Source organism: Streptomyces sp. NPDC002490 (assembly GCF_040296045.1).
Taxonomy (GTDB): Bacteria; Actinomycetota; Actinomycetes; order Streptomycetales; family Streptomycetaceae; genus Streptomyces.
Genome location: NZ_JBEOWM010000065.1, coordinates 1 through 13,108, shown reverse-complemented (window position 1 = coordinate 13,108; position 13,108 = coordinate 1). Strand labels below are relative to the sequence as shown.

The 13,108-nt window shown below is 73.4% G+C and carries 8 protein-coding genes; 1 reads left to right on the top strand and 7 read right to left on the bottom strand.

Features of this window, described 5'->3' with window-relative positions; translation table 11 throughout:
• Positions 1–100: 100 nt before the first annotated feature.
• From ABT092_RS27890 to ABT092_RS27880, 3 genes are all read right to left on the bottom strand, one after another.
• A complete protein-coding gene (locus ABT092_RS27890) occupies positions 101–1,192 on the bottom strand; it encodes a CU044_5270 family protein (protein ID WP_351248686.1) in 1,092 nt (363 codons plus the stop codon).
• Positions 1,189–1,866: an RNA polymerase sigma factor gene (locus tag ABT092_RS27885; protein ID WP_351248684.1), complete on the bottom strand. Its 678-nt coding sequence runs from the start codon at positions 1,864–1,866 to the stop codon at positions 1,189–1,191. Before ABT092_RS27885 ends, ABT092_RS27890 begins: the two co-directional genes overlap by 4 nt.
• A gap of 498 nt (positions 1,867–2,364) precedes the next feature.
• Positions 2,365–5,427, bottom strand: a complete 3,063-nt coding sequence (locus ABT092_RS27880) for an AfsR/SARP family transcriptional regulator (protein WP_351248682.1) — start codon at positions 5,425–5,427, stop codon at positions 2,365–2,367.
• A gap of 186 nt (positions 5,428–5,613) precedes the next feature.
• Here ABT092_RS27880 and ABT092_RS27875 point away from each other — a divergent pair, with 186 nt between their 5' ends.
• On the top strand, positions 5,614–8,043 hold the full coding sequence (locus ABT092_RS27875) for an ATP-binding protein (RefSeq protein ID WP_351248680.1): 2,430 nt from the start codon (positions 5,614–5,616) through the stop codon (positions 8,041–8,043).
• Between the two features lie 37 nt (positions 8,044–8,080).
• Here the strand turns inward: ABT092_RS27875 and ABT092_RS27870 are convergent, their stop codons facing one another.
• From ABT092_RS27870 to ABT092_RS27855, 4 genes are all read right to left on the bottom strand, one after another.
• On the bottom strand, positions 8,081–8,560 hold the full coding sequence (locus ABT092_RS27870) for a hypothetical protein (protein WP_351248678.1): 480 nt from the start codon (positions 8,558–8,560) through the stop codon (positions 8,081–8,083).
• A 125-nt stretch (positions 8,561–8,685) separates the two neighbouring features.
• Complete coding sequence (locus tag ABT092_RS27865; RefSeq protein WP_351248676.1) at positions 8,686–9,930, bottom strand: hypothetical protein; 1,245 nt, start codon at positions 9,928–9,930, stop codon at positions 8,686–8,688.
• Between the two features lie 170 nt (positions 9,931–10,100).
• On the bottom strand, positions 10,101–12,590 hold the full coding sequence (locus ABT092_RS27860) for a CLIPPER-2 domain-containing protein (protein WP_351248674.1): 2,490 nt from the start codon (positions 12,588–12,590) through the stop codon (positions 10,101–10,103).
• A 147-nt stretch (positions 12,591–12,737) separates the two neighbouring features.
• Positions 12,738–12,914, bottom strand: coding sequence for a hypothetical protein (locus ABT092_RS27855; RefSeq protein WP_351248672.1), 177 nt, complete (start codon positions 12,912–12,914; stop codon positions 12,738–12,740).
• Positions 12,915–13,108: the final 194 nt, after the last annotated feature.

The window sequence follows — 13,108 nt, the reverse complement described above, 5'->3', positions numbered from 1 at the left end:
GCGGCGGGGCGGGCCCCGACCCCGGTCCCTCCGGGACGGTGTCCCGTCCCGGGGGGACCGCCCCGGCCGGGTCACCGCGGCGCGGGGAGCGGGGGCCGGCTCAGCCGGCGGGGACCTCGCGCATGCCGTCGACCACCGCGCGGGTCATGATCGCGCTGGTGTGCAGCACCATGCCGGGCTTGAGCACGGCGTCCTCACCGGTGCCCGGCCGCACCTGGACCGTGCGGCTGCCGAGGTAGGCGTGGGTCTTCCGGTCGAAGATCCATTCCTCCCGGGAACCACCGACCTCGTCGAGCCGAGCCACCGCGACGCCCTTGCGCCCGGCCGCGTCGACGGCCTCGTCCACCACGACGACACCGGGGATCTTGGCGGCCGTCTTGAACAGTGCCACCGACAACTCCGCCGGGGGGTAGCTCTCGCCCAGCAGGTCGCCGATGGTGGCGAACGCCTGCTGGTCCGGGGAGTTGCCCATGCCCTTGGTCTCCGCGTAGATCTTGGCGAGGAGTTCGTCCGGGTCAGTGGTGAGTTCGGACAGGTACTCATGCGAGGGGGCGTTCAGGTTCGCCTCGGGGGTGTTGCCCTTCTCGTCGGGGAGGCCGAGGGTCTGGCCCTCCGGGCTGTCGTTGACCGCGGGGTCGATCAACCAGCCCTCGGTGCCGTCCCCGGAATTCCAGACCTGACGTCGGTGCAGTGCGTAGCTGCCCACCGAGATCTTGCCGTCGATGCTCTGGGGGAAGATGTCGGAGACCTTCGACTCGATGTACACGAACTGCCCGTCCTCGACGGTGGGGTGGGACTTCTCGCCCGCCGCCGCCGAGATCCGGTCGAGGAGTTGCGGCACGCCCTTGCTGGACCCGGCGCCGATCGGGGTGGTCAGAACGGGACCGACGGCGACTCCGCCCTCCCGCGCGCCGCCGCCGTCGTTCTGCACCAGGCCGAGGACGACGGCGCCGGCGACGGTCGCCGCCACCAGCGGCAGGGCGATCGAGGGGCGCGGCAGCCGAAGGCGTCGCCGAGGGGCAGGGGAGGGCGTGGTGCGCTCGTCCTGCTGCTGCTCGTGGATCTGGGCCATCAGACGCTCCTTGTGGAGTTCGTGGCGGCCCGTCGGCAGGTCGCGCGCCGTGCCGGAGAGCAGCCACCGGGCGTGCTCGTCCGGTCCGTCCGGGTGGGGCCGGGACGTGTTCGCGTTCATCGGTTTCCTTCCTGTGCGGGCCGGATCGCAGGTGTGCGGTCGTCTCTTGTCTGTCGGCGGAGCGGTCCGACTTCCCGGTCGGGGGTGACTTTCTCGCACGGATCGACGGACGCCCGGCTCCCCCGCCCGGCCCCGTCGTCCCCGGCCAGGGCGCGCAACTTCCGTCGGGCGCGGGACAGTCGGGAGGCCACCGTGCCGACCGGGATGCCGAGCGCCTCGGCCGCGGCCTCGTAGTCCAGCCCCTCGCCCAGGCAGAGCGCGATGACCTCGCGTTCGGGACGGCGCAGGGCGGCGAGCGCGGCGAGCGCCGCGGCGAGTCGGCGCCGGTCGTCGACCCGGGCGGCCACCGCCTCGGCGTGGTCGGGCACCGAGAGTTCGGCCGCCGCGGCGGCGTTGGCCGCGGCCCGGTACCTGCGGTTGCTGCGGTGGTGGTTGCGTGCCGTGTTGGTGGCGATGCCCAGCAGCCAGGGGCGTAACGAGCCGCCCTCCGGCGAGACCTTGTCCCGTATCCGCCACGCCTCCAGGAAGGTCGCGGACATCACGTCCTCGGCGGTCGACCAGTCGGCGGTCAGCCGGAAGGCGTGGTTGTACACCGCGCGGGCGTGACTGTCGAAGAGTTCCGCGAACGCGGTCGGTTCCCCGGCCCTGACCCGGGTGCGCAGATGTGTGTTCACTCCCGTCAACTGTCCGGCACCCGTGGGCGACTTCCCGTGACCCGCGTCACATCACGGGGGGGGTGGGGCGGAGAGGCGGGCGCTCCCGACCGAGCGGACCCGGGGGCGGGTCGGCGATCAGTTCGGCGGTCGGACCGCCCTGACCGACGGGGCGGCCAGGGCGACCTACTACTGCACCGCTATCGCTAGGCGGCGCCGCTGCCAGGGAACATCCAGTTCCATGTCACGGCGTAGGCTATACAACTGAGCGCAGCAGCCATGAGGGTTGATTTCTTCACTTCCTTCTGCACCTTTCCGAGAACTTTTATGTTCAACGACAGCTGCTCCGCACAAAAACCACACGTGGATCTCACATGAAGATGGCGCAGCCTCGTCGATCAGAGCCTATCCCGATGATCGAATGCTCGTGGAGGCAGATCTGTTCAACCCGGCCACCTCACAGGCAGCACAGGGAAAAAGAGGGCTCCGCTCGCCGAAGAACGAGCTAACCGACCGCGCTTACAGCGCGCGGGGGGAGTTGTTGAGTTCGGCCAGCGCACGTGACGCACGGGCTTCTTCAGCCGGCGCGCCCAGGCGCCTGCTGACAGCCAGACTCTCCCTCAGATGGGCCAGGGCCTGCTCCGTGCGACCCGTCTCCCGCTCCGTGACGGCGAGGTCGTACAGCACATCGGGCTCCTCGCCCAACGCGCTGATCCGGCGCACCACCGCGAGCGCCGCGACGTGGTACCGCAGCCCCTCTTCACCGCGACCGATGGCGCGGAACGCCCGCCCGATGCCGTTGAGCGCCACGGCCTCGTTGCGCCGGTCACCGACCTCACGCAGCACGGGCAGTGCGGCTCCGTACAACGTGAGCGCCTCATCGGAACTGCCGAGTGCGTCGAGCACCGCGGCCAGGTTCATCTGGACGGTCGCCGCGTCCCTCCTGTTACCCAGCCGTACGGCAACCAGGAGTGCCTCGCGGTAGACCCTTTCTGCCGCGCGCGGATCGGCCAGCCTACGTCGATACAATTCTGCAGTGTTGTTCATGGCACTGTATCGGCCCCGCTGATCTCCCATTTGCGTAAACTCAGCGAGGGCCAGCGTGAAGCATTCCAACGCGTCGGCGCTCTGCGCGAGGTGCAGGTGAATAATCCCCAAGAGATTTCGGCACCGTGCGACGCGCAGCACGTCGCCCGTCCGCAAAAGGAATTCCAGGGATCGCCGCTGAAGCACCTGCGCCTGCTGGTACTGGCCGGTTTCCCAGAGCGAAATGGAGAGCTGGTGAAGCCCTTCGCTCTCCACGTCCGCGTCGCCGAGGGAGCGGGCCGTGTCCACGGCCTCCTGGGCCGTGGCGATCGCCTCGGTGTAGCGCGAGGTGTGGGTGTGGATCACGCAGAGGTCGAGGAGCGCCCGGGCGGTGGCCGCCCCGTCCCCCGCTCCGCGCCAGTGGGCGACGGCCCGGCGCAGCAGGGGCTCCGCCGCCGTCGAGTGGCCTCGGACGTCCACGAACCCCGCCAGTACGTGCACGCCGAGCGCCAGTCGACGTTCGTTCCCGTGTCGTGCGAGTGCGTCCAGGGCGTCCAGGAGGTTGGCGGACTCCACGGTCAACCAGTTCTCCGCGCTCCGGGCGTCGACGACGTGGGGGCACGCGGTCACCGAAGGACCGGCGCCGTCGAGGGCCGTGCGGAGGCGAAAGGGATAGGCCAACCGGTCGGCGGCATCCGCGGTGCGCAGGTAATACTCCAACATCCTTTGTCCGGCGCCCTGTTCGGGAGGATCGTCTTCCGCTTCCACGAGTGAACGGGCGTAGTCGCGCAAAAGGTCATGCATAGTGAAGCGGTGTGGCACAGGTTCGGACACCAAGTGATAGGAGAGCAGTTCCTCAAGTGTGTGTTCGGCTTCCGCCGGGGTCGATCCGGTGAGCGCCGCCACCGCGGGTGAGTCGAACTCCACGCCGGCGTGGAGGCCGATGCACCGGAATGCGAACCGTTGTTGAGGATTCAGGGCCCGGTAGGAGAGTGCGAACACGTGGGCGAGCGAGCGCTCGCCGTCCCGGAGGTGCACCAGGCGCCGGCCCCCGACGCACAGGTGCAGCAGGAGGTCGCCGGTGGTCCACGAGGGACGGGAGAGCAGCCGGCTCGCGGCGATCTCCACCCCCAGCGGGATGCGCCCGCAGACCTCGACGATCTGCGCCACGTCCTCGGACCGCACGCCGCCGCGCGGTCCCAACCGCTGGCGGAACAGGGAGACGGCGTCCTCGGGCGGGAGCACGTCCAGGGACAGGGGGCGCACCCCGGGCAGGCCCGGCAGTCGACGGCGGCTGGTGACGACCACCACGGTGGGGGACGCCCCCGGGAGCAGCGGACGGACCTGCTCGGAACCGGCGGCGTCGTCGAGGATCACCAGCATGTGCCGGTCGCGTGCCACGGTGCGCCAGCGCTCCACCAGTTCGCCGAGTTCCCGGGGCAGGGAGTTGCCGTCCTCGCCGAGCAGACGCAGCAGCTCGGTGAGGACCCTGGTGGCGGAGGGGGGCGTCCGGTCCGGGCCCCGTCCGCCCAGGTGGAGCAGGAGGCGACCGTCCGGGAAGCGGTCGCGCAGCCGGTGCGCCAGGTGCACGGCGAGGGCCGTCTTGCCCACTCCGCCGAGGCCGTCGATGGCCTCCACGGTCACCACCGCTCCGGCTCCGTCCCCTTCGCAGACGGCCGAGGCCAGCCGGTGCAGTTCGTCCCGCCGCCCGGCCCACGGCACGTCGCGCGGGAGGTTGTCGGGGGCCTTGCGCACCGGCGCCGAGGGCGCCTCGCCCCGGCCGACGACCGCCCGGACCAGGGTCACCGCGGGGGTCCCGCTCAGGATTCCCTGCTGGATGCGGTGGACCCGGCGGCCCGCTTCGAGTCCGCTGTCCCGGGCGACGTGCTGCCGGGTGCGGTGGAGGAGCCTGGCTGCCTCCGCGGTGCGGTTGCCGCCGTACAGGGCGACGGCCAGTTTCACGGCCACCGCCTCGTCGGTGGGGTGGACCTCCGAGAAGGGCCCGAGCAGGGCCACCACCTCGGAGTACCTCCCCGCGGCGAGGAGGATCCCGGCCCGGGTCACCGCGGCGGACAGGGTCGTCTCGGCGAGGACCGCCCGCAGGTGTTCGGCCCAGGAGCCGGGGATGCCCGCCAGGGGTTCGCCGTGCCAGAAGGCGTCGGCGCGATCGAGCAGCCTGAGGGCCGACTCCTCGTCGTCGCTGTCCCGCAGGACCCGCGCCTGACCGACGCAGTTGGTGTAGCACCGCAGGTCCACCCGGTCCGGGTCCGCCTGGAGCACGTACGCGTTGCCGCGGTTGACGACCCGGGGACGGGCGTCGCCGGCGATGCTCAACGACTTCCGGATCCGGGTGACGTGCGAATACAACGCCGCGGACACCTTGGCGGGCGGACGGTCGTCCCAGATGCGGTGCACCAGGGTGTCCGTGCTCACGGTGCGGCCGGCGTCCCAGGCGAGCGCGGCCAACGCGAGCCTCGTCTTGGTCGGGCCGACGTCGCTGTGGAGGGCGCCCGCCCGGACCTCGACCGCCCCCGACAGCCGGATCTCGAACACCACCAGTGACCCCTCCCGCCGGACACAGGACCATCGGGATTGCCGAGTCTTCGATGGTGACACGGACAGCCGGTGTTCACGCCTGCGAGTGATGGAACCCGGTCAAGAATGACCGGCCGGAGGGTTACTTCGTTCATATCTTTTACGGAACGGGGAGTAACTCCGTTGACACCGAAGGGAGTCACGGACGTGCGAGCCTTCTCCTCCTGTGCACGGGAAGCGTTGCGGTCGGCGGTGGCGGCCTGGAGCGCCGACCGGGACTCCCCCGCATGGCACGCGCTCGGCCGGGTCGTGGCCACCGCCGCACGGGCGAACCCCGAGGTGGCGCGGCACTGGGGCCCGCACGCCACCCCAACTCACCTGTCCCCGCTGCCCCCTTGGCACGAACTGGCCCGGGAACTCGACGCCACGGGCATCCGGGACCCCGCGACGGAGCGGGCCCTCGCCGAGTGGCTCCGCCACCACCCGGCCCCGACCGCCGGGCCCCCGACCCCGACGGACCCACGGCCCTCCCACAACGTCCTGGCCGGGAACGCCGCGATCCACGGCCCCAGCGTGCAGGCCCGGGACATCCACGGCGGCGTGCACTTCCACCACAAGCCCCCCGCCCGCACCCCACTTCCCCGCCAACTCCCCCCGGCGCCGCCCCGGTTCGTCGACCGGGAGGCGGACCACCGGGCCCTGGACTCGTTACGCGCCCGGCGGCCCGCCAGGACCCCGCAGGTACTGGTGGTCAGCGGTCTCGCCGGAGTGGGGAAGACCTCCTTGGCGACCCACTGGCTCCACGAGCACCTGGACGACTTCCCCGACGGCCAACTCCACGCCGACCTCGGCGGCCAGGACGGTCGCCCCACGCCCCCCGGCACCGTGCTGGAGACCTTCCTGATCGCCCTGGGCTCGCCCTCGGTGCCGGCCGGCCTCTCGGACCGCAGCGCCCTGTGGCGTTCCCTGACCGCCGGGATGCGGCTGGCCGTCATGCTGGACAACGCCTTCACCGCCGCCCAGGTGCGCCCGCTCCTCCTCGGCTCCCCGACCGGACTCGTCCTGGTGACCAGCAGGAGCAACCTGACCGGGCTGCGCATCGACGGGGCCGCGGTCCACCGGTTGGACGGACTCACCGTCGACTCCGCCGTCGAACTCCTCGCCCTCGGCGGCGGGGCCAGGGTGGAGAGCGAACCGGACGCGGCGCACGAGGTGGTGCGGCTGTGCGGGCGGCTCCCGCTGACCGTCGCCCTCGCCTCCGCGCAACTCGCCGCCCGCCCGCACCGCTCGGTGTCCGCCCTCGTCGACAGCCTCTCCTGCGGCACCGGCGCCGTCGACACCCTGCGCGTCGACGGCGAGGCCGTGATGCGCACGGCGCTCGACCTGTCCCACGAGGTGCTGCCGCAGGAAAGCGGCGAGCTCTACCGCCGGATGGGGCTCCTGCCCGTGGAACGGCACGACTTCCACCTGTTGACCGCCCTCACGGGCGAGGACGGCCGGCCGGAGCGCTCCCGGCAGACCGCCGACATCGCCGTCCACTGCCTGGTGGAGGCGAACCTCCTGGAGGAGACCGGGCCCGGGACGTACCGCTTCCACGACCTCGTCCACGCGCACGCCCACCAACTGGGCCAGCGCCTGGCGGCCGACGACCGGGACCGCGTGCTGCGACGCTTCGTGGACTGGTGCATGTCCACCGCCGCCTCGGCGGAACGCATCCTCACCCCCAAGCACCCCCTGCCCGGGCACGACCTCCCCGCGGACATCGTCCCGCCCACCCCCCTCGACGGTCCGCAGGCCGCCCTGGCCTGGCTGGACACCCACCGGAACGGGCTGATGGGCGCGGTGCGGCACTGCGCCCAGGTGGGGTGGGACCACTCCTGTTGGCGGCTGACGGACCTCCTGTGGCCCCTGTTCCTCCGCCTGCGGCCCTCCGAACTGTGGCTCGAAGCCCACCGCCTCGGCCTCGAAGCGGCCCGCCGCAGCGGCTCCCGCCCGGGCGAGGGCCGCATGCTCACCTCGGGGGCGATCGGCCTGCGCAACGCCGGCCTGCACCAGGAGGCCGCCGACTGGTACCGGCAGGCGCTGGCGATGGCCGTCGAGGACGAGGACGTCGCCCAACAGGCGCAGGCGGTCAGCGGACTCGGGCACCTCAGCCTGTTGGCGCGCCGACTCGACGAAGCCCGCACCCACTTCGCACACGCCCTGGAACTGCGGGAGTCGATCGGCAACCGCAGGGGGGCCGCGCTCACCCGACGGCGCCTCGGCGAAACCGCGCTGGAGGAGGGGGACCTGGCCACCGCCACCCGCCGCTTGCAGCGGGCCGCCGGGGAGTTGGAGGCCCTCGGCGAGACGTACGAGGCGAACCGGGTGCGGGCCCTGCTGGGCCACGTCCTCGACCGCGCCGGCCGGCACGCGGAGGGCGGCCGACTGGTGGCGGAGGCGCTCGACCGCTTCCACTCCGGCGCCGACCGCTCCGAGCACTGGGAGGCGCGCTGCCTGGAGTGGCTCGGCCAAGCCGCCGAGAACCAGGGCGACCGGACGGCGGCGGCGCTCCGCTACGGGCAGGCCCGGGACCTCTTCCTCCGGTGCGGCCCCGCGGACGCGCGACGACTGGAGGAACGGTTGCGGCGGCTGTGAACACCGCCGCAACCGAGCGGCACGCGCCGCCCCGCCGTCAACGACGCGGCAACGGCACGACCGCGCGCAGCGCACCCGGGGCCCGCCCGGACACGGCCCAGGCGTGCACGAGGGACGCGACCAGGCGCACCGGGACCGTCGTTCCCGGCCCCCCGCACTCCAGCGCCCCGTACTCCACCCCGCCGTCCCGGGAGCGGACCCCCACCAGGCACCGGCGGTCCGGCCCGGGCACCGCGGCCGTGGAGCACCCCGGGTAGTGGGCCAGCAGACCGCCGATCCGCCGCCGGGCCGCCGCCGGGGGCAGGACCGCCCCGCTGACCAGCACGTCCGCGTGCTCACCCAGCCGCGCGAGGTACCGGGAGCCCGTGTCGACCCAGAGGTGCACGTCACAGGGGAGCGGGCCCGAGGGGTGCCGGCAGGCCGCCGGGTACCGGTACGCGGTACGCACCGCGTCGGTGCGCACCAGTGCCGGGCCCCGCCCGCCCCGGGCGCGCCAGAGCGCACCGGCGGTACGCACACCGGGGCCCTCGCCCCGCTCCGGTCCCCGGAAGCACACCGTGGCCCACCCCGCACCCGGGCGCCCCCGCCGCGGGGACGTCCGGGCGGGCCGCACCCCGACACCGCCCGGTGCCAGGACCGCGCTCACCGCAGCGCCCCGCGGTCCGCCCCGCGCACCCAGTGCTCCAGGGCCGGCGGGAGGGGCGGCGGCAGCACGAACGGCGGGCAGGCCGGCTCCCCCAGCTCCAGGCTGCGGTAGACCAGTGCGCGCACCCGTCGGTGGAACTCGCCCGGCGCCGACGACAGCGACTCGGCCACCCGCTCGTACTGGGTGGCGTGCCGCTGCTCCGCCGCGTAGGCCAACTGCGCGGCCAGGGAGTACCCGGGGACGACCACCGGGGCCACCGCCGCCAGCAGCGCCGCCGGCGACCCCGGGGACACCTCGCGCCGCGCCGAGGACGTCAGCACCACCGTCGCCTCGGTGAGCGTCCCGTAGGCGGTCAGCGATCCGTGGTCGCCGATGATCCAGTCGGCGGCTATCAGCAGGGCCTGCCAGTCGGCCTCCGGCGGCACCACCGCGATGCCCCGGTTCCGCAGGGCCGTCAGCCAGCCGTGCACCTGCGACCTGCCGTGCCCCGCGAACACATTGGGGTGGATGAGCATCGCCACCCGGCAGCCGTCGCCCGGAAGCTCCCCCACCAACCGCGGCAGCAGCGCGTCCAACCGTCCGAAGGTCGAAGTGGGACCCCAGGTCGACGCGACCACGACGAGCCGTTGCCCCTCCGCGACGCCCAGGGCGCGCCGGTACCCCTCGCGGTCCGCGGCACCCGCCGTGATCCGGTCCACGCAGGGGTCCCCGGCCACGTGCGCGGCCGGCAGCGCCTCCGGGCAGGACCGCGCCAGCTCCGTCACGTCCCGCTCGTGGGCGTAGACGATGGCTGCGGGCACCAAGCGGCCGTCGTGCAGCAGGTGCTGACGGCTGAGCATGCCCGGCACCCGCCGTTCGCCGGGCGCCAACAGCGAGGCGTCGGTGAGGAGTTTGATGTGCCCCGCCCCGTGCGAGAAGCGCACCACGGGGGCGCGCAGTTCGTGCAGGCCCCGGGACCCGGTGGCCAGCACCAGGTCGAACTCCGCCCGCAGGGCCTCGTGCCAGGGCACCGTGTTGATGCCCTGCCCCCGGAGGTAGTCGGTGACGCCGCCGCCGAAGGCGTGCGGGGCCACCGTGAAGACCAGTTGGACGCGCAGGTCGGTCTCCAGCAGGCCGAAGACCTCCCGCAGGCGCTGGGCGAACGCCACGGTGTGCACCACCACCAGGACCCGCTTGCAGTCCGGCACCGTCAACCAGTGCCCCTGCTCGATCAGTGCCGTTCTCGTCGTTTCCACGGACATGCGATCCCCCATCGCTCGTCGGTACGGTCGGCGTACGACGGGGGCATCCCCCTTCCGCTGCGCGCCTTCCTCGCACGGACCTTGCAGTTCCCTTGCCCCGCTGGTCAGCGCGGTGGTGGCCGCGGACCCGGCCGTCGAGGCGGTGCGCCCGCCCCGACGGCCGGTGGACCTCAGCGCCGGTGGTGCTTGTGCTTGCCGGGCTCGCCGCGCCCGTTGGCGACCTCCACGACGACGGGCGAGCCCGCGTTCTCCGCGGTGATCGCGTACGGCCCGCTGACCGGGTCGGCGGGGAGCACGTAGCCCTCGGGCACGTCGGTCTCCCGCAGGTAGTACTCGCCGACCGGCAGGTCGGCGAAGACGCAGTCACCGGCCGGGTCGGTGGAGCAGGCGTCGCCGACCTCGGTGTCCGCCGGCACGGAACCCGCGGGACGGGTCTGGAGTCCGGCGACCCCGTTGGACTCCCGCCACAGCTCGAACACGGCGCCGGCGAGCGGCCGGCCGTTCTTGGCGTCGGTCTTCACGACCTCGATCCGACCGCGGACCGGGACCACCGTGACCGTCTCGGTCGCGGGGTCGCTCACCACCGTGTTCCCCGCGGGGTCCTCGCCGGCGGCCCGGGCCCGGTTGGTGACCTCGCCGGCCTCGCCGTCCGCCTCGCTGACCACGTAACTGCCGCGGCAGGTGGTCGAGGCGCCCGGCGCCAGGGTGGTCTCCTCGCAGGTGACCGGGGTGACGTGGTCGTCCTCCACCCGCACCCCGGTCAGGGTCTGCCCGCCGCTGTTGGTCACCGTGTAGACGTACTCGACGGTGTCGCCCACCCGGTACGGGCCGGGGTCGGCGGCCTCCTTGACCACGGTGACCGCGGGGCCCCCGACGATCTCGACGGTGGCCCGGGCCTCCGGCGAGGTCACCGGCCCGCCCGGGGCGGTACCGGTCGCGGTGACGGTGTTGGTGACCGATCCGGCCTCGGCGTCCGCGGCGGTGACGGTGTACGTGCCCCGGCAGACCGTGCTGTCGCCCGGCTCGCCCCCCGGCGCCAGGACGGTCGCCTCGCAGGTGATGCCGGTGACCCGGTCGTCGGTGAGTTGGACGTCGGTCAACTCCTCGCCGCCGGTGTTGCGCACCGTGTAGGCGTACTCCACCTCGGTGCCGACCGTGAACGGTCCCGGGCTCGTCACCTGCTTCTCCACGCTGATGCCCGCGGGCCGGGCGATGGGCACCGTGGTGCTGGACGGCGGGGAGGCGACCGGGTCCCCGCCCGAGGTGCCGTTGGCCGTCGCCGTGTTGGCGATCTCCCCCGCTGCCACGTCCTGCGCGGTCACCGTGTACGTGGCCGTGCAGGTGACGGTCTCGCCGACCGCCAGGGTGGTGACCGGGCAGCTCACCGGACCGATCTTCGGGTCGACCACGGCCAGGTCCTCGACCGTGGCGCCCCCGGAGTTGGTGACCACGAAGTCGTAGGGGACCTCGGTCCCCTCCTCCAACAGCGCGGGCAACGGCTGGTGGACCTGCTTGACCAGGTTGAGCGCCGGCAGCTCCTGGTCGGTGTGCACGGACACGTTCCTGATCAGGTGCACGTCGGTGAAGAGCCCGGTGGAGCCCGCGAAGCCGAACTTGTACGTGTCCGGCACCGGCACCGGCGCCGGGGCGGAGAGCACCTGCTGGAGGCCCTGCCCGTCGTTGAAGTCCACCGAGACGGTGAGCTGCGGGTCCGGCGCGGGCGTCAGGTGGACGTTCACCCGGCGCCGGGACGGCTCCAGCGCGGCCTCCGCCTCGGCCGGCGTGGCGTCCGGCGGCAGCACGGTCAGCGGCCCCTGGAGCTGGCCCGGCAGGGTCGAGGGCCAGGGGCCCGTGGTGCTGAAGTTGCTGGTGGTGGCCGTCAGGAAGCAGTACCCCTGGATGCCGTCGCCGGGCCCGCGGACCGTCACCATGTTGGCGCCCGGAGCCGGGATGCGGAACTCCGTCCCGGCCGGGGAGCGCTGCTCACAGCCGTTGCCGCGCTGTTCCCAGTCGCCGAAGTAGTTCCCCAGCACGTCCAGCCCGATGCCGACGTACCCCCGGTCCACCCCGGGCAGGAAGGGGTTGGCCGGATTGTCGTCCGGCAGCTTCTGCGCGTAGCCCAGGCTGCCGCCGAAGGCCCCCGGGTGGGTGAGCGAGGTGGCGCCGTCGACGAGGAAGAACGAGATCCCGTCGGCCGGCGTCGCCGGGGTGGTGCTGCCGTACTGCCACTGGTCGAAGGTGACGTCCAAGCCCTGGGCCGCGGGCAGCGCCTGGTCGAACAGGACCGCCCCCGCCTGGTCGTTGGAGGCGTCGGTGAGTTGGAGGTAGCCGTTCGGCGCACCCCCGAGCGGGGGCACCGGGCCGGTCCGCACCTCGGGGCACCCGCCGAGCGGGTGGTTGCCCGGCCCCGGCGGGGCGGCGGCGGGGGCACCGGTCAGACAGGCCGACCCCACCGCGACGAACCGGTCGTCGGCGGTGGCACCGGTGAACGTCTCCGTCAGCAGCGGGGTGGTGACGGCCCGGGGCTCGGCGGCCCCGGGCAGCGCGGTCGCCCGGACGCCGCCCGCGGTCAGGACACCGGCGAGGGCGGCCGTCAGCGACACGGCCACCCCCAGGGCCCGCCGCCGGCGCGGTCCGGGATTCTCGTTTCTTCGGATCATGAACAGCAGGGGTACCCCCGGACCGCCCCCACCGGCCGCCGAACACCCGTCCGGCTCCGCACATCAGTCCGGCGCCACGGCCACTGCCCCCGAACGGCCCTGTCCTCCGGCGGCTCTCGACTCACCCGGACTTCTGCGGCGGCCCCTTCACCCCTCCTCCTCGGGCCGTCCGGTCACCGGATCGAACTCGTCACCGAAGGGGCCGGGGGCGACGGTGGGTGCGTGGGCGGGGCAGGCGTAGAGGGTGACGGTGTTGCCGCCGCCCAGCCCCCGGCGTGCCGGACCGCGACCGCTGCCGCCGTGCGGCGGTGGCAGACCACGCACCGCGCGGTGAACGGCTTCGGCGGCGGCCCGGTCAGGGCGTCGCGCGTCACGAGCACACCGCCGCCCTCGGGTGCGCCTGTGCTTGCGCTTGGCGCGGGTGCTGGGGTCGGGGTCGGAGTCGTTGGGGGTCGGGTCGGTAGGTGTAGCCCTGGGCCGCCCATGCTTCGGCGTAGAAGAGTTCCTGTTGGGCGGGG